Here is a 16350-nt window from a genome sequence, read left to right as displayed (position 1 = left end):
TCAGCTCGCCTTTTTGATTTAAAATATATTGTTCTTAAACTTAAACTTCATCAAAATCAATTGCTAAAGTAGCTGTTTTTGGACGAGAAATACACGCTAACGTCATTCCTTCTTCGTAATCAGAATCCGTTAATACATAGTTGTCTCCAATATGCACTTCGCCTTCTGTTATCTTACACATGCAAGACGAACAAACACCACCTTTACACGAGTAAGGCGCATCAATACCAGCGTCTAACATTGTATCAATCAAGTTTTTTCCTCTATCCCAAGTCACTTCAGAAGTTTCGCCATCAAGCGTTACAGTAACTTGAACCGTTTGAGGTCCTTCGTCATGTTTTGTAAAAATATCTTCTGTTTTCACTGAAGGATTAAACATTTCGAAATGAATATGTTTCTCGATAATTCCCGCTTCGTTGATTTTCTTCGCTAAAGTCAAAATCATTTGTTCTGGTCCACAAACCATTGCTTCATCTACTTCGTTGATATCAATAATTTGATTCAAGATTAAATCAAATTTCTTCTCATCAATTCGTCCATTGTAAATGAAATTCTCCTGATCTTGGCGCGTATAAAAATGATGAATGAAAACATTGTTTGGATATTTTTGTTTTAATTCTGTCAAACGCTCTTTGAACATGATTGAGTTCTCGTCTCTATTTACATAAAAAATATGAAAATTTACCCATTCTTCAGTCTGCAATGTAAACTCCAACATACTCATAATTGGCGTGATTCCACTACCCGCTGTAAAAGCTAATAACGTACGTTTTTCGTTTGGTTTTGTAGGAATAGAAAAACGTCCACTTGGCGTAGAAACTTCTAATTGATCACCAACTTTTAGTTCATTTACTAAATAAGAAGAAATCTTTCCATTTGGTTGAGATTTAACCCCAATGCTCCATTTTTTATCTTTAGGAGATTCACATAAAGAGTAATCTCTTCGTTCTCCATTAATATTAAGAGTGATATATTGTCCAGGTAAAAAATTGTATTCTTCGTGTAATTCCTCAGGAACATCAAACGAAATTTGAACAGCATCAGCCGTTAATTTTACAATTTCTTTTACCGTTAATAAATTAAATTTCATAGTCGTATACTATTTATAATTCTGAAAACAACTCGTTATTTAAGATTGTTCTGCTAACTTTGTACAAAAGTAATATTTTAGATTAAATAGAAAAAATATATGGAAATAGCATTGATCGCTCATGATGGAAAAAAAGCTGAAATGGTCAATTTTTTAATGAAACATAAAGAAGCTTTAAACAATAATAATATCACATTTATCGCAACAGGAACGACAGGAAAGTATGCGGAGCAAACTGGACTAAAAGTTACGCGCTATCTATCTGGTCCTCTTGGTGGTGACGCGCAAATTGCTGCTCGAGTTGTAGAAGGAAAAACAGATATGGTTTTCTTTTTTAGAGATCCGATGGGAAAACATCCGCACGAACCAGATGTAAATATGTTATTGAGACTGTGCGATGTACACAATATTCCATTAGCTACAAACCCAGCGACAGCAGAAATGTTATTGGATCATTTAAAATAATTTTTCTTAAGCTAATCTTAAGTTTATTCTTATTGTTTTGGATGATAATTTGTTTAATATTGAATAGAAATTTTAACTGAATATAAATAACAATTCAAAACAAAATCACTATGAATTTAATTAAAAAAACAGCTATCGCGCTTAGCTTATTTGCTTTTACTGGATCATCTGTAGCATTTGCTCAAACAAAAACTCCAACAAAAGCAACTAAGACAGAAACAGTAAAAACAACAACTAAAGCATCAGCAGATAAAAAAGGAACAGATGCTAAAAAGGATGTAAAAGTAACCACAACTAAGAAAACTGAAGTTACCCCTAAAGGTACAACTGATAAAAAAGTAGTTTCAGAAAAAAAAGTGGAGAAAACGACTGTAGCTAAAACTACCACTGCAGGTACTTACAATGGGCACAAAGTTTATGTAGGACCAAAAGGTGGAAAATACTACATCAATGACAATGGAAATAAAACGTATATCAAACAATAGTTTTTATCCGAATAAAAATAATAAAGGCTGTCTTATTTGTTAGGACAGCCTTTTTAAATTACATTTTTATAATAAATATTTTCTGGATTTTGAGGATCGATTAAAATATCAACCTCTTTTCCTTTCTTTAGATTCTCACTTGCGTTAACATCTCCAAAATATTCAAATTCTGTATAATAAATTTTTTCAGTATTTGGATGTTTATAAAAAACTTCAACTATATAGTCTGGCAAATGATTTTCTCCTAATAAACCTCTTTTTATTTCAATAATATGTGCTTTTACTTTTACTCCTTTATTTACTAATCTTGAATGATTTAGGTAGTCAAATAAATTGACAAAACCTAAATATCCCATAAACAAACTACAGAACAGAAAAACTACTCCAAGCAGTTGATTAAAAAATACACCAAGATTTAGAAAAGAGCATATTAGAACAAATCCTAAACTTAGAATTAAACATCCTATTGCGATTGACAATTTCATTATTCTTGTATTTGCTATCTGTTTTTCACAAACCGTACCAAAAACAAAAAATTGTCCTATAAAAATAATTTTATTATAAATTTATTCAAACACCTTAATAAGCTGCTGTAAATCTACTTTTTATATGATTGGCATTTTCAATTTCATCTGCAATCACCACTGCAACATCTTCCACAGACAAAATACTACGACCTTCTGCATTGAAAACAGGTACATCATTCCCTAAACGATACGTACCTTTTCGCTCTCCAGAAGTTCCTTGATGCATTTCTGGCGCTGGAGAAAACATTGTCCAATCCAACTCATTATCTTGTTTCAAGATATTATAATAATCTCTCGCAGCCAAAGCGCCTTGTTTTATTTGCTCAGGAAAATCTGGCGCGTCTACAATTTGCAGTTCTTTTTTATCATTCACATACAGACTTCCCGCTCCACCAACAACAATCAAACGTTTTACACCAGCCAATTTAGTTGCTTCTTCAATTGCTTTTGCGCCTTTCAAATAATCTTCATAAATATTTGGATTTGTCCAACCTGCATTAAAAGCACTTACAACCACATCAGCACCTTTCAAATCTGTCGCCAAAGCTTGCACATCGTTTACATCTAATGCCACTTTAGCTACGTTTTTACTATCCAAAACGTTGTCTGTATTTCGCGCAAATGCTTTGATAGATTGATTTCTGTTTACCAATTCTTCTACAATATGTGAGCCTACAAAACCTGTTGCTCCAATTACTGCTACTCTCATTTTATTTAATTTTATATTGTAATTAATTTTGTTACATTTAAAGATAAAAAATTTTACTGAAATTCATCACAAAATTGCTTTAAAGTTTTATGATTTAACGACTTAATCAACTCTGATTCAGCATCATCAAATAATTTTTCAAGATTGTTATTCATTTGTTTACCAACTGGACATTCTGGATTGGTATGATTCATTCTTCCAAAAACATTTTCTTGATTGACAATTTTATAGACATCGCCTAACAAAATATCAGCAGAATCTTTAACTAAGTAAATTCCTCCTTCTTTCCCTTTTTTCGAATCGATGAAACCTGCTTCTTTCAAGAATTTAATCTCACGACGAACCACAACAGGATTCACATTAATACTTCCCGCAATAAAATCAGAAGTTATTAATTGTCCCTTGAATTTTTCAGTCAAAACTAAAATATGAATCGCCGTTGCAAATCTTAAATTATTCATTTCTCTATATCGATGGGACAAATTTAGTACAAATTTTTTAATTGTAACAAATATTGATACAATTTTATTGATTAATTTCTCTTAAATTTGTTGCATACTCCTATACATATGGAAAATTATAAAAAACATTTATCAAATATTATTGATCTGACAGAAGAACAATGGGCAGAAATTGAAAAATTTTTGGTGGTAAAACACATCAAAAAGAATGAATTTATTTTAGAACCTGGCGAATATTCCGAAGATTATTTTTTTGTTGAATCTGGCGTTATTCGTTCTTATACAATAGATGAAAATGGAAAAGAACATGTCTTGCAATTTGGTACAGAAAATTGGATTGTAAGTGATAGAAATAGTGCTTTTTGTAAGCAACAATCAAAATTTTATATTCAAGCAATAGAAGATTCTACCGTTATTTTATTGAATGAAAAATTGAATGATTTAATCACTCGATTAAATCCAAATTATTTAGCTGCTCAAAATAAATTAATTCAAAATCATGTGCGTAGTTTACAAGATCGTATTAATTTGTTACTTGGTGCATCTGCAAAGACTCGTTATTTAGAATTTATGCGTCTTTATCCCAACCAACTCTCTCGCATACCGCAATGGATGATCGCTTCATATTTAGGCATCACACCCGAAAGTTTAAGTAGAGTTCGTAAAGAAATAGCACATGGATAGTTATAGTTTTGAAATTTTTGTACCAGAAAAACCTAAAAAAAATAATAAACAGATTGCAAAAGTCATCTTATCATTTCTCGCCGTTACTGTAATTAGTTTTGTGTTTTTGGAACTGAAAGTGTTCAAAAATCAAACGTATTATTACATTTTTATTGGGCTTTTAGCAACAGCTGTTGCTTATTGGAATGGTTATTTTAAGCGACCTTCGGCAGAATTGAAAGGTAATTTTGATGGAAAATTGACATTTACAAAAGATACAATTTCTGTAAAGGATCAAACTTTTTCAATCAACGATTTGTTTTCTATTGTCATTGATAATGAAGATTACAAAGGAAAAGCTGTAAAGGAATTTGGTGAGTTCGAAAATCCAGAAGGTTCGCACGGAATTAGTAATTTGATTACATTAAAAACAAAAGATAATCAATTTGTTGAAGCTTATTTTTTACAAAAATCGTTAAATGAATTTTCTAAAATCGAATCATTTTTAATTCAATATTACAAAAACAATTTACTTTCTGAAGATGATTTAATTTCGATCATGCATTTAGAATATGATATTGATAAGAACGAATTGAGAAAAAAATTAAGATAATTTAATTTTTCACTAACATATAAAAGTTGAGTTACTCTCATTATTTAATGTAATTTTGTACCACTTAAAAACAATAATTTATGCAACCAACAGCAGAATGGTTAAAAACTTGGGAATCTAAAAGAGAATTCACTTTAGCTCCTAATGATTTAGAAAAATATTTTACAGATAAAGAAATTGGAGGTGTAGAAATCGACCAAATCGAAATGGGAGAAGTTTCTTTACCATCAGGTAAAATCTTTGTAAATGATCCTTTGGGAGAATATTTATCAATGGATAAAGATCCTTATTTCCTTGAAACGCCAAAAGGTAATTTTCCTGTAACTGCAAGCATCGTAAAATTTGAAGACGATGGTGACGTTGAGAATTTGATTGGTTGTATCAAAGTTGCTTTTACAAACGAAAAACCTGTTCGTTACGAAGAAGCAATGAAAGGGATTGAGTTGATTGACGAATTACAAGAAGGAGAATATTTTGGTTTTTCTATCGAAAGTGGTTTAGCTACAATTGTTGATGCAGAAGCAAAAGATTCTTTTGTAAAATTTATTGATGAATTCGAAAGCAAAGGTGATGTAAATTTATACGATGATTATTTCAATGCATTATTCGTAGAGAACGCTAAAAATAACCCAAAATATCAGTCAGAAGAAGGAGATTGGATCAATTGGACAATTCCAAATACAGAATTCAAATCGCCAATTTTTCAAGCTGGTTTTGGAGAAGGAATCTACCCTGCTTACTTTGGTTACAATGAAAAAGGAGAAATTGTTGCATTTTATATTCAATTCATCGATGCTGAATTAGAAGATTCAGAAGATGATGACGAATGGTTGTAATTAATTTTTCGATCAAATAATATTTAAATCCTTCAAGAAATTGAGGGATTTTTTTGTTTAGAAATTTATAAGAACAATCAAATTCTTGGCTTCTATTTTAATAAAAAACTTGAAACTAAAACATATAGATTAAGTAACTATAATAAACTATTTTACACTAAAAGTCTAGAGAATAAAAATAGTTATGAATTTTCAAAATGAATATAAAATCTCTGAAAAGTTGAAAGATAATTGATATTTATTGAAACGAATTGAGTGAAACAAAAAACTCCCGCAAATGCGGGAGTTTTTATTTCTATATATAAAGATAATTATTTCGCTTTATACTTCGCGATTCCATCTTGTAACCATTTTAAGTAAACTTCTACATCAAGTTCAGCTTCTAAAGGTTTTGAGAAACGATTCAAATCTTTATCAACCAAAATATAATAAGGCTGTGCATTTGCATTAAAATGTTCAATTTCGAAAGAAGTCCATTTGTTACCTACTGTTTTCAAATTACGATCTAATGCTTTCGAAAATACTTTTTGATCTTCTGGTAATTCTTTTGCTTCGTCAACATATAACGAAACTAAAACAACATCTTCAGCCAAAATCTTCTTCACACGTTCATCACTCCAAACACGTTCTTCAACTTTACGACAGTTTGCACATGCATGTCCCGTGAAATCTAATAACATTGGTTTTCCAACTTTCGTTGCATAAGCCGCAGCCTGATCAAAATCTTTGAATGCAGGAATTCCATGAGGTCCAGCAACCATATTAGGATCATCAAATTTAGCTGTCGCTTGTCCACCACCTACACCTTCGTGGAAACCTCGTGGTGCTTCAGAATATGTCATTGGAGGTGTTAAACCACTTAATAATTTTAATGGTCCTCCCCATAAACCTGGAATCATGTAAATCGCAAATGATACTGAAATCAATGCAAATAACATTCTCGGAACACCGATTGTTTGTACAGGTGAATCTAATTCTAATCTAAATTTACCTAAAAGATATAATCCTAAGAAGATAAAAATTGCAATCCAAAATGCTAAGAAAATTTCTCTTGGTAGCCAGTTCATTTGCCAAACTAAATCAGCATTTGATAAAAATTTCAAGGCAAAAGCTAATTCAATAAATCCTAATGAAACTTTGATTGTATTTAACCATCCTCCAGATTTTGGCATTGAATTTAACCATCCTGGGAACATTGCAAATAATGTAAATGGAATCGCTAATGCTAAAGAGAATCCGAACATTCCTACGATTAACGAATAATAGTTCCCTCCTTGCGTCGCTTGAACTAATAACGAACCGATAATTGGTCCTGTACAAGAAAATGAAACTAATGCTAATGTGAATGCCATAAAGAAGATTCCGATTAATCCACCTTTATCAGCACCTTTATCAGCAGCATTTACCCACTTGCTTGGTAATGTCAATTCGAAAGCTCCGAAGAATGAAATTGCAAATACAATAAAAATCGCAAAGAATGCTAAATTCACCCACGGATTTGTTGACATTTCATTTAGGACTGATGGTCCAAAAATAACTGTCGCCAATAAACCTAATGCAACATAAATAACAATAATTGATAATCCATAAATAAATGCTTTACCAACTCCTTCTCCTTTCGATTTACTTTGTTTTGTAAACATACTTACTGTCAAAGGAATCATTGGGAAAATACAAGGCATTAATAACGCCGCTAATCCACCTAAAAATCCTAAAGAAAAGATTTTTAATAAACCATTATTTTTCTTTTCGTTATCTGCTAATAAAGAGTCGTCAACTTTTTTGATTGTATCTTGTGTTGCCGCAACAACCGCTATAGAACCCTCTTGAACAGAATCTTGCGTAATTTCAGTTACTGCAACTGTATCTTTTGCTTCTGTAGCATCTGCTGGCTTTGCCTCTTCTTTCGTTTCTTCAACTTTTGTAGAAGGCGTTAATTTTATCGTTCCACTTGTTTCATCTGGTGGCAAACAACGTTCAGCATCACACATCTGAAATTCTATTGTATACGATACATTTACAGGTTTATCACCTGAAACTTTCACTTTTTGAACAAATTTTACTTGATTTTCGTAATATTTTTCATCTTGTTCAAAAATTTGGCTGTATTTATCTATACGTTTTCCAACTTCTCGCGTACCTCCAACCAATTTTGCATTTGCAGCTGGTTTAAATGATGCACTTGCTGGAATTCCAATTCCTCCATCAGGATGTTTCATTGAATAAAGGTGCCAACCTTTATCAATTTTTCCTGTTACCTCGATTTCAAACTCATTTTGTCCAACCTCCTTCACCGAACTCGACCATTTTGCAGGACTAAATAATTGTGCGTTGACTAAAATTGGAAACAAAAAAAGTATCCAAAGTTTCTTTAACATACTGTAATGTTTAAAAAGTTTTTACTTGTTTCTGTCGTTTTGAAACGTTCATCCAAACGATGATTTACCACCCAAATAATTTGATCTTTTTGGTCACAAAGCAACCAAACCTTCTCTTTTTCTAACTTAGAAAGTTTCAAATCTTTCATAAACTTACTCAACAATTTTTTTTGACCTTTCATTCCAATTGGATAAAAGAAATCTCCCTCTTTTACTTTTCTAAGTTTAAGTGGAAACAAAATTGATGTAAAGTCTACTATTTCAGTAGCGTTTTCGTGTGGATTTATCGATTTCACGAACTTCAAATTTAACGAATTGATTTCAATTAACTCATCAAAAATCGTTAATTCATCTTCATTTTCTTCTTCTATTTTTTGCAACAACAAATTTTCTCGATTTTTAATTAATCGATAAGTTGCTGATTTTATTTCACTTCCCGTTTCTGCATCTAAAAATTTCAAAATTTCTTTGCTCGACGAAAATCCATATTTTTCGAACAAATAATGTAAAAATGTTTCTAATGGTTGAAGTTTTTTTAATGCAGAAATTTCAATTTCAATCGGATTATATCCTGAAAATAAGTCACTTCTAATTTCTTCAACTTTATTTTGTACAATTTGATAATTATCGTTGATATGATTTAAACTTGACAAAAAATTCTCATCAAATTGCGGATGAAGCTCTTTTAGTATTGGCGTAATGTGATGACGAATCTTATTTCTGGTATAATCATCCGTCGCATTCGTATAATCTTCTCGCCAATTAATTTCATTTGATTTTGCATATTCCAACAAATCATTTTTCGTAAGATTCAAAAGTGGACGAAAAATTTTTCCATTATCAATTTGCATTCCGACCAAACCTTTCAAACCTGTTCCACGAGAAAGATTAATCAAAAATGTTTCGATATTATCATCCAAATGATGCGCTGTCACCAAAACATCCAAACGATTTTGTTTTTGAACTTGCTTAAACCATTCATAACGCAAATTCCTGCAAGCCATTTCGACCGAATAATTTCCTGTTTTCTGATAAGCTGCAACATCAAAACGAACCGAATGAAACGGAATATTATATTTTCCGCAATATTCTCTCACAAACATTTCATCACCATTTGCGTCTTCTTCACGCAACTGAAAATTACAATGTCCTACCTGAAAATTTGCAGCAGTTTGACGAAATAAATCTAACAAAACCATGCTATCAATTCCTCCACTAATCGCCAATAAATAGCGATGCGTAGAAAAAGAATGTTGATCTAAAAGTTCTTTAAACTCTTCTTGTATAGATTTATTTTTCATGAAATGTAAATGTTCGAAATTAGGAAGAATTCTCGAAAAAAAGTTATACTTTTTCTCTTCACTTTTATAAAATTTCCCAATAAAAAAGCCTGAAAAACTCAGGCTAAAGATTTATTTTAAACTTTCTAAAGATTTATTTTCAAGAATTTCTAAAGTCGAATCTCTCAATTCAACCATCACTTTATTCAATGTGCAAACGCCTTCGTTAGGGCAATCATCACATTTTTCGTAGTAATTTTTACTTACACAAGGCAAAAGCGCGATCGGCCCTTCTAAAACACGAATCAAAGAAGCTAAACTGATATCTTTCGCATCGCGCGCCAAATAATATCCACCTCCTTTTCCTTGTTTCGAATTGACGAAGCCTAACTTTTTTAAATCCAATAAAATAGCTTCCAAGAATTTTTTAGGGATAACTTCTGTTTCAGAAATTTGCCCAATTAAAACTGGTTTGTTACTTTCTTGTCTGGCCAAATGAGCCATCGCTTTTAGTCCGTATTTTGTCTTTTTTGATAACAATTCTATAAGATTTAACTACAAAAATAACGTTGATTGTTGTATAAAACAAATATAAAATTAAATCGTTGAACCGAGATTTAAAAATATTTCATCAAAAAATCAATTACCTTTTGAGTTGTAGAATTATAGGGATAATTGAGAAATTTTGACGGCGATAAAAATCGATTGACTTTTAAAATAGGTTTCATATGCGAAAAATCTTTAAAGCCAGCATAACCTGTTGAAGCTCCAATTCCAGAATTATTAACTCCGCCAAAAGGCAAATTTGGATGTAAAACCTGCACCAATGTTTCGTTAATTACCACAGAACCAGATGAAGTTTCATTCTTAATTTTATTAATAAAAATAAAATTTTTCGAAAAGATATATAACGCTAAAGGCTTTTCTTTCTGACTAATAGATTCAATTACTTCATTTATTTCTTTAAATGTATAAATCGGAAAAATTGGTCCAAATATTTCTTCTTCATTGATTTTTGCATCAAATGGAATATCTGTCAATAAAGTTGGTTTAATGTACAATTCAGCTTCAATGTATTCATTTCCGAAAGGACAATTTGCACCATTTTCTATTGCATTTTCAATCAAGTTTTTTAATCGATTATAATTTTGAAGATTTACAATTCTTGCCAAATCTTTCGATTGTGAAGGATTTTTTCCAAAGACTTTTTCTATATGTTCAATAAACATATTTATAAATTGCTCTTGAAATTCTTTTTTAATCAAAATATAATCTGGCGCAATACATGTTTGACCAAAATTTATCAATTTTCCCCAAACTGCTTTTTCAACCACTTCTTGCATTGGAATTGTTCCATCAATAATCAAAGGCGACTTTCCTCCTAACTCCAACGTCACCGAAGAAAGATGCTTTGCTCCTGCTTGCATCACAATTTTACCCACTTTTGGCGAACCTGTGAAATGAATATGATCAAATTTTTTAGTTAACAAATAAGTCGTTTCTTCAATTTCTCCTTCGATAATCGCGACATGATTTTCTTCAAAAACTTCAGAAATAATTTTATTAAGAACTTTTGAAACATTCGGACAAAACTCCGAAGGTTTAAGAATTGTTGTATTTCCAGCCGAAATACAAGCAACTAAATGCACCAAACACAATTGAAAAGGATAATTCCAAGGCGAAATAATCAAACAATTTCCCAAAGCTTCCGGTTGAATTTGCGCTTTTGAACCGAAAAAAAGTAAATTATTTGAAACTGTTTTCGCTTTTGTCCAACGATTCAAATTCTTTCGAAATAATCGAATTTCAGCTAAAACAGGAAATATTTCGGTAGAATCAGATTCTATTTTAGATTTTCTTAAATCCAAAAACAATGCATCTTCTATTTCGGCACGATGATTTAGAATTGAATTTTCTAAGTTTTTCAGACTTTCTTTCCGCTGATAAACAGTAAGATGACGAATATTTACTTTATTCTCACATTGCTTATCATAAATCTCATCTATTTTCGTTTTAAAATCTGACACATGAAAAAATTTGAACGTTAATTTACTACTATTTTGAGTATTTTTAATCCCAAAAAGCAACAAATGAAAAATAATCTTACTTTGGTTGATAAATTAAATCACATCAAAAATTTATTTATTATTGGTAAAAGTGATGGCAATTTGAATGAAAAAGAGATTCAAATTATCTCTGATATTGCCAAATTTCATGAGCTTTCCGCCAAAGATGTAAGTTATATTTTGAACGAAAACACGAAGTTTTATTTTACGTTGCCTAAAACATTTACAGATCGACTTTCTTTGTTATACGACGCTGTTTTATTAATGGTTGTAGATTTGAATATTCATCAAAATGAAAAGGCAATTTGCATTGATTTAGCTAAAAAATTTGAGTTTAATCCACAAATTATTGATGAATTAATCGAGGATATTTTGAGTTATATTTTAGAAGGAAAAGAATGTGATGAAGTGATGGAATACTTGATTAAATACTCGCATCCAAAGCAAAATTTGAATTAAATTTTTATTGAAAAAGTTGATAAATCGTTAACAAAGAAATCACACTCGTCACTCCTCCTATTACATAGTTGATATTCTTTAAAATAAATGAATCTTCTTCCGATTTAGAGTTAAAAAATTTCAGATATAGACCAAAAATAATCATCGAACCAATAACAACTCCTAAAGCAAAAACTGAGCTGTTTGGCTGTCCAAAAACATTAACATTATACGAAACCAACGTTGCGCTTAAAAACACATAAAAAGGTATTGGAAAAACATTTATAGCAGATAACAATAATCCATAAATGAATTTATTTTTTTGTTTTACATCACCTTGTTGTTTTAGCTTTTTATTCTTCTTTTTTTGATCTTGTTTCTTCGCAAAAAAGAGAAAATAAATCGTAATAATTACAAAAACAGCTAATCCAACTTCCCTAAAAATTTTGGTAACTTCTTCATTAAAATCAATAAATTTTGCTAGAAAAATTGCTAAATAAACCTGAATTGCTATCGTTACCGCAGTTCCAGACATAAAAGTATATGCACTTTTTACTCCTTCTTGTTTCCCAATTTTCACCACCGTCATATTCAACAATCCAGGAATGGACGATCCAATAAAAGCTGTGAAAATTCCGATTAAAAGTAGTTCTAAATACTGCATTAATTCTTTTTAAAAAGGTTTGCAAATTTAATGAATTATAGTTTATGGTTTACTCAAAATAGAATAAGATTCATATCATAAAAGATCTTAATCCGATTTAATAGTTTAGCTTTTATATATTTGCAATTATTATAAAAATACTATGAAAACAAACTTTACAAAATTATTACTGCTATCAATTATTTCAACTTCTATTTTTACTTCTTGTAAAAATGATGATAATGGTGATCTAACTTCAAACAATGAAAAAAAGGTAATTAAAAAAATCAAATCTACTGGCTATGAATTTATAAATGGAACAGAAACACAGGATGTAAGCGAAGGAACCTTTATTTATGATAAAGATTACAAAAAATTACTAAATGTAAATTATACAAATGGAATGATTTCAACTTATAAGTATGATACAAATGATAATTTAATTACAGTAGAATACAATGGCGCTACAAATCCTCTTGAAAATAGCACATTAAATTTATTTTACAACGGAAATAAGTTAGCTTATACACAAACTGTTGAGTCTGGTACTATTACACAACGTAATGAATATTATTACAACAACTTAGGTAAGTTTAATAAAGAAATTGTTTGTAGCAACGGTAGTGCATGTAATGGAGATCAAAATGCAATTTATTCTTATACAAATAATAATATTACATCCGTTATTGACAAAACATTTGGAAGTTGGTTTAGTGATGGGATGAAAAATTTATATGAATTCGACAAATCAAATAGTCCTTACAAAAATTCTCAAGAAGTAATTAGAATTCTTCAAAATCAATTTATGCATTCTTATAGTGAAAATAATGTAGTTAAAGAAACGCAATATTGGAGTTTATCAAATGCAGAACCTAATAGAATTGTAACTTATACTTACACGTATGATAAAGATAATTTTCCTATTTTAATTGTAGGAAAAGATGAAAAGGGAAATAATTATTTTAAAGTAGAGTACGAATATTACAACTAAAAAAAACCACTTCAAATGAAGTGGTTTTTAAATTTTATTTTGATAAAAAAATTACAATGAAGCTAATTGTTCTTCAATTTGTGCAATTTTTTCTAAAGCATCTGCCTCTTTTTTGCGTTCTGCATTAATTACTTGTTCTGGCGCACCAGCAACAAATTTTTCGTTTGATAATTTTTTACGAACAGAATTTAAGAAACCTTGGTTGTAATCCAACTCTTTTTGTAATTTCTCGCGTTCAGCTTCAATATCGATATTATCAGACATCGGAACCATAAATTCTAGCGTCCCAACGCGAAAAGCAAAACCTTTTTCTGGTTTATCTCCTGTATTGAAATTAGAAACATTTCCTAATTTAGAGAAAACATCAACATAAATTTCGTTCGCAGCTTGATCTTCAGCAAAAACTTCTAAAGCTTCTTTTGGCGACATTCCTTTTTCTGAACGTAATCCACGAATTGCCGTAGTTGCTTCTTTTGTATTTTCGAAATTCTTGATAATTTCTTCGTTAAAAGATGTTACTTCTGGATATTTAGAAATAATCAAGGCTTCGTTTTCTGTTCTTTCTGCAATTAAGTGCCAAATTTCTTCTGTTAAGAAAGGCATAAATGGATGTAAAACTTTCAATACATTTTCTAAATAAGAAATAGTTACAGCATAAGTTTTTGCATCAATTGGCTCACCAAAAGTAGGTTTAATCGCTTCTAAATACCAAGAACAGAAATCATCCCAAATCAATTTATAAATCGCCATCAATGAATCAGATAAACGATATTGATCGTAATTATATTCGATATCTGCTAATGTTTGTTGGAATTTATTTTCGAACCATTCAACCGCTTTTGCTTGAGCAGAAGTTTGTACTAAATCTTCTTTAACTTCCCAACCTTTGATTAAACGGAAAGCATTCCAAATTTTATTGGCGAAATTACGTCCTTGTAAACACAAATCAACATCGAAAGGTAAATCATTCCCAGCAGGCGCCGTTAACAACATTCCCATACGCGTTGCATCTGCACCGTATTCGTTCATCAATTCGATTGGATCTGGTGAATTTCCTAACGATTTCGACATTTTACGTCCTTGTTTATCACGAACAATTCCTGTAAAATATACATTTTCGAAAGGTAATTCGTTGCGATACTCATATCCAGCCACAATCATACGCGCTACCCAGAAGAAAATAATATCTGGACCAGTTACTAAATCTTGTGTTGGATAATAATAATTGATTTCTTCATTTTCTGGCTCATTAATTCCGTTGAAAACAGAAATTGGCCATAACCAAGAAGAAAACCAAGTATCTAATGCATCTTCATCTTGACGTAAATCTTCAATAGTTAATGCAGCATTTCCTGTTTTTTCTTGTGCTAATGGTAAAGCTTCTTCTTTTGTTAAAGCCACAACGAAATCTTCGTTTCCATCACCATAGAAAAATGCAGGAATTTGGTGTCCCCACCATAATTGACGAGAAATGTTCCAATCTGTTACATTTTCCATCCAATTACGATACGTATTTTTAAATTTCGCAGGATGAAATTTAATCGTATCATTCATTACATTATCTAAAGCTGGTTTAGCTAAATCTGTCATTTTCAAGAACCATTGATTAGAGATTTTAGGCTCAATCACCGCTCCTGTTCTTTCAGATGTACCAACTTTATTATTATAATTTTCTACTTTTTCAAGTAAACCTTTTTCTTCTAATTCTTTTTCGATTTCTTTACGCGCTTTGAAACGGTCTAATCCAGCATAATTTAATCCTAAATCATTCAATTTTGCATCATCTGTAAAAATATCAATGAAATCTAAGTTATGTTTTTTACCTAATTCGTAATCGTTTACATCGTGCGCAGGCGTAACTTTAAGACATCCTGTACCAAATTCGATGTCAACATATTCGTCTTCGATAATATTTACTTTACGACCAACGATTGGAACAATAACTTGTTTTCCTTTCAACCATTCGTATCGCTCGTCATTTGGATTGATACAAACTGCAGAGTCACCAAAAATTGTTTCAGGACGAGTTGTCGCTACAACAATATATTGATCAGTTCCGTCAACTTGATATTTTAAATGATATAATTTTCCATTTTTATCAACATGAATAACTTCTTCGTCAGAAATATTTGTCTTCGCCTCTGGATCCCAGTTTACCATACGGTATCCACGGTAAATTAATCCCTTGTTATATAAATCAACAAAAACACGTTGAACAGATTCAGATAAATCTGGATCCATCGTAAATTTTGTACGATCCCAATCGCAAGAAGCTCCTAACTTTTTTAATTGATCTAAAATAATTCCACCATGCTTATGCGTCCAATCCCAAGCATGACTAAGAAATTCTTCACGACCAATATCAAATTTAGAAACACCTTCTTCTTTTAATTTCGCAACAACTTTCGCTTCCGTAGCAATCGAAGCATGGTCTGTACCTGGTACCCAACAAGCATTGAATCCACGCATACGTGCACGACGAATTAAAACGTCCTGAATCGTATTATTTAACATATGTCCCATGTGTAAGACCCCTGTTACATTTGGTGGTGGAATGACTATTGTGTAAGCTTTTCTTTCATCTGGAGTAGATTTAAAATACTTCTTCTCCATCCAGTATTCATACCATTTTCCTTCAACTTCCGTTGGCGTATATTTAGATGCGATTTCCATTATTTATATATGACTTAAAATAAATTTGGGCA

17 protein-coding genes are annotated in these 16350 nt (G+C 30.9%); 7 read left to right on the top strand and 10 right to left on the bottom strand.

The genetic code is table 11. The features are described from left to right. Window positions 1-40: 40 nt before the first annotated feature. Entirely contained in the window at window positions 41-1090 is a 1050-nt protein-coding gene (locus tag FH779_RS08600; RefSeq protein WP_038335761.1) for a 2Fe-2S iron-sulfur cluster-binding protein, read from the bottom strand. Between the two features lie 99 nt (window positions 1091-1189). Between FH779_RS08600 and FH779_RS08595 the strand changes: the two genes are divergently transcribed. Both FH779_RS08595 and FH779_RS08590 read left to right on the top strand, forming a co-directional pair. Then, window positions 1190-1555 (top strand): methylglyoxal synthase, encoded by a 366-nt coding sequence (locus FH779_RS08595; RefSeq protein WP_038335760.1) that lies wholly within the window; start codon window positions 1190-1192, stop codon window positions 1553-1555. 110 nt (window positions 1556-1665) lie between these two features. After that, the gene (locus FH779_RS08590; protein ID WP_052217816.1) at window positions 1666-2040 is read left to right on the top strand and encodes a hypothetical protein; all 375 of its coding nucleotides are present in this window, start codon (window positions 1666-1668) and stop codon (window positions 2038-2040) included. Between the two features lie 53 nt (window positions 2041-2093). Here FH779_RS08590 and FH779_RS08585 read toward each other — a convergent pair whose 3' ends face one another. From FH779_RS08585 to FH779_RS08575, 3 genes are all read right to left on the bottom strand, one after another. After that, window positions 2094-2525: a DUF3592 domain-containing protein gene (locus FH779_RS08585; RefSeq protein WP_152606146.1), complete on the bottom strand. Its 432-nt coding sequence runs from the start codon at window positions 2523-2525 to the stop codon at window positions 2094-2096. A 94-nt stretch (window positions 2526-2619) separates the two neighbouring features. Then, a complete protein-coding gene (locus tag FH779_RS08580) occupies window positions 2620-3276 on the bottom strand; it encodes an NAD(P)-dependent oxidoreductase (protein ID WP_038335757.1) in 657 nt (218 codons plus the stop codon). A 53-nt stretch (window positions 3277-3329) separates the two neighbouring features. Beyond that, entirely contained in the window at window positions 3330-3737 is a 408-nt protein-coding gene (locus tag FH779_RS08575) for an RrF2 family transcriptional regulator (protein ID WP_038335755.1), read from the bottom strand. A 108-nt stretch (window positions 3738-3845) separates the two neighbouring features. Between FH779_RS08575 and FH779_RS08570 the strand changes: the two genes are divergently transcribed. From FH779_RS08570 to FH779_RS08560, 3 genes are all read left to right on the top strand, one after another. Next, a complete protein-coding gene (locus FH779_RS08570) occupies window positions 3846-4421 on the top strand; it encodes a Crp/Fnr family transcriptional regulator (protein ID WP_038335750.1) in 576 nt (191 codons plus the stop codon). After that, complete coding sequence (locus tag FH779_RS08565; protein ID WP_038335749.1) at window positions 4414-5013, top strand: hypothetical protein; 600 nt, start codon at window positions 4414-4416, stop codon at window positions 5011-5013. The genes FH779_RS08570 and FH779_RS08565 overlap by 8 nt, the downstream gene beginning before the upstream one ends. Before the next feature lie 80 nt (window positions 5014-5093). Continuing rightward, window positions 5094-5849: a DUF4241 domain-containing protein gene (locus FH779_RS08560; RefSeq protein ID WP_038335748.1), complete on the top strand. Its 756-nt coding sequence runs from the start codon at window positions 5094-5096 to the stop codon at window positions 5847-5849. Between the two features lie 311 nt (window positions 5850-6160). On the opposite strand, the gene FH779_RS08555 is transcribed toward FH779_RS08560, so the two are convergent. The 4 genes from FH779_RS08555 to FH779_RS08540 all read right to left on the bottom strand — a co-directional run bounded on the left by FH779_RS08555 (window position 6161) and on the right by FH779_RS08540 (window position 11534). Further along, window positions 6161-8227, bottom strand: coding sequence for a protein-disulfide reductase DsbD family protein (locus FH779_RS08555; protein ID WP_180906749.1), 2067 nt, complete (start codon window positions 8225-8227; stop codon window positions 6161-6163). Then, a complete protein-coding gene (gene tilS / locus FH779_RS08550; RefSeq protein WP_180906748.1) occupies window positions 8221-9528 on the bottom strand; it encodes a tRNA lysidine(34) synthetase TilS in 1308 nt (435 codons plus the stop codon). Before tilS ends, FH779_RS08555 begins: the two co-directional genes overlap by 7 nt. Before the next feature lie 111 nt (window positions 9529-9639). After that, on the bottom strand, window positions 9640-10047 hold the full coding sequence (locus FH779_RS08545) for an RrF2 family transcriptional regulator (RefSeq protein ID WP_038334449.1): 408 nt from the start codon (window positions 10045-10047) through the stop codon (window positions 9640-9642). Between the two features lie 77 nt (window positions 10048-10124). Beyond that, on the bottom strand, window positions 10125-11534 hold the full coding sequence (locus tag FH779_RS08540) for an aldehyde dehydrogenase family protein (RefSeq protein ID WP_180906747.1): 1410 nt from the start codon (window positions 11532-11534) through the stop codon (window positions 10125-10127). A 63-nt stretch (window positions 11535-11597) separates the two neighbouring features. On the opposite strand from FH779_RS08540, the gene FH779_RS08535 reads away from it, so the two are divergent. Further along, complete coding sequence (locus FH779_RS08535; RefSeq protein ID WP_180906746.1) at window positions 11598-12032, top strand: hypothetical protein; 435 nt, start codon at window positions 11598-11600, stop codon at window positions 12030-12032. A gap of 4 nt (window positions 12033-12036) precedes the next feature. Here the strand turns inward: FH779_RS08535 and FH779_RS08530 are convergent, their stop codons facing one another. Then, window positions 12037-12675 (bottom strand): LysE family transporter, encoded by a 639-nt coding sequence (locus FH779_RS08530; protein ID WP_180906745.1) that lies wholly within the window; start codon window positions 12673-12675, stop codon window positions 12037-12039. Window positions 12676-12817: 142 nt separating this feature from the next. Between FH779_RS08530 and FH779_RS08525 the strand changes: the two genes are divergently transcribed. Then, window positions 12818-13645, top strand: a complete 828-nt coding sequence (locus FH779_RS08525) for a hypothetical protein (RefSeq protein ID WP_180906744.1) — start codon at window positions 12818-12820, stop codon at window positions 13643-13645. Window positions 13646-13696: 51 nt separating this feature from the next. Here FH779_RS08525 and FH779_RS08520 read toward each other — a convergent pair whose 3' ends face one another. Continuing rightward, window positions 13697-16318, bottom strand: a complete 2622-nt coding sequence (locus tag FH779_RS08520; protein WP_180906743.1) for a valine--tRNA ligase — start codon at window positions 16316-16318, stop codon at window positions 13697-13699. Between the last annotated feature and the right edge of the window lie 32 nt (window positions 16319-16350).

It is taken from the genome of Empedobacter falsenii (assembly GCF_013488205.1).
Classification (GTDB): Bacteria; Bacteroidota; Bacteroidia; order Flavobacteriales; family Weeksellaceae; genus Empedobacter; species Empedobacter falsenii_C.
This window is presented reverse-complemented; position numbering and strand designations above follow the sequence as displayed.

Coding starts and splice junctions, on each gene's coding strand:
- FH779_RS08520 (WP_180906743.1), bottom strand. CDS start 16,318: ATGGAAATCGCATCTAAATATACGCCAACGGAAGTTGAAGGAAAATGG.
- FH779_RS08530 (WP_180906745.1), bottom strand. CDS start 12,675: ATGCAGTATTTAGAACTACTTTTAATCGGAATTTTCACAGCTTTTATT.
- FH779_RS08555 (WP_180906749.1), bottom strand. CDS start 8,227: ATGTTAAAGAAACTTTGGATACTTTTTTTGTTTCCAATTTTAGTCAAC.
- FH779_RS08600 (WP_038335761.1), bottom strand. CDS start 1,090: ATGAAATTTAATTTATTAACGGTAAAAGAAATTGTAAAATTAACGGCT.
- FH779_RS08525 (WP_180906744.1), top strand. CDS start 12,818: ATGAAAACAAACTTTACAAAATTATTACTGCTATCAATTATTTCAACT.
- FH779_RS08590 (WP_052217816.1), top strand. CDS start 1,666: ATGAATTTAATTAAAAAAACAGCTATCGCGCTTAGCTTATTTGCTTTT.
- tilS (WP_180906748.1), bottom strand. CDS start 9,528: ATGAAAAATAAATCTATACAAGAAGAGTTTAAAGAACTTTTAGATCAA.
- FH779_RS08560 (WP_038335748.1), top strand. CDS start 5,094: ATGCAACCAACAGCAGAATGGTTAAAAACTTGGGAATCTAAAAGAGAA.
- FH779_RS08535 (WP_180906746.1), top strand. CDS start 11,598: ATGAAAAATAATCTTACTTTGGTTGATAAATTAAATCACATCAAAAAT.
- FH779_RS08570 (WP_038335750.1), top strand. CDS start 3,846: ATGGAAAATTATAAAAAACATTTATCAAATATTATTGATCTGACAGAA.
- FH779_RS08580 (WP_038335757.1), bottom strand. CDS start 3,276: ATGAGAGTAGCAGTAATTGGAGCAACAGGTTTTGTAGGCTCACATATT.
- FH779_RS08595 (WP_038335760.1), top strand. CDS start 1,190: ATGGAAATAGCATTGATCGCTCATGATGGAAAAAAAGCTGAAATGGTC.
- FH779_RS08575 (WP_038335755.1), bottom strand. CDS start 3,737: ATGAATAATTTAAGATTTGCAACGGCGATTCATATTTTAGTTTTGACT.
- FH779_RS08585 (WP_152606146.1), bottom strand. CDS start 2,525: ATGAAATTGTCAATCGCAATAGGATGTTTAATTCTAAGTTTAGGATTT.
- FH779_RS08565 (WP_038335749.1), top strand. CDS start 4,414: ATGGATAGTTATAGTTTTGAAATTTTTGTACCAGAAAAACCTAAAAAA.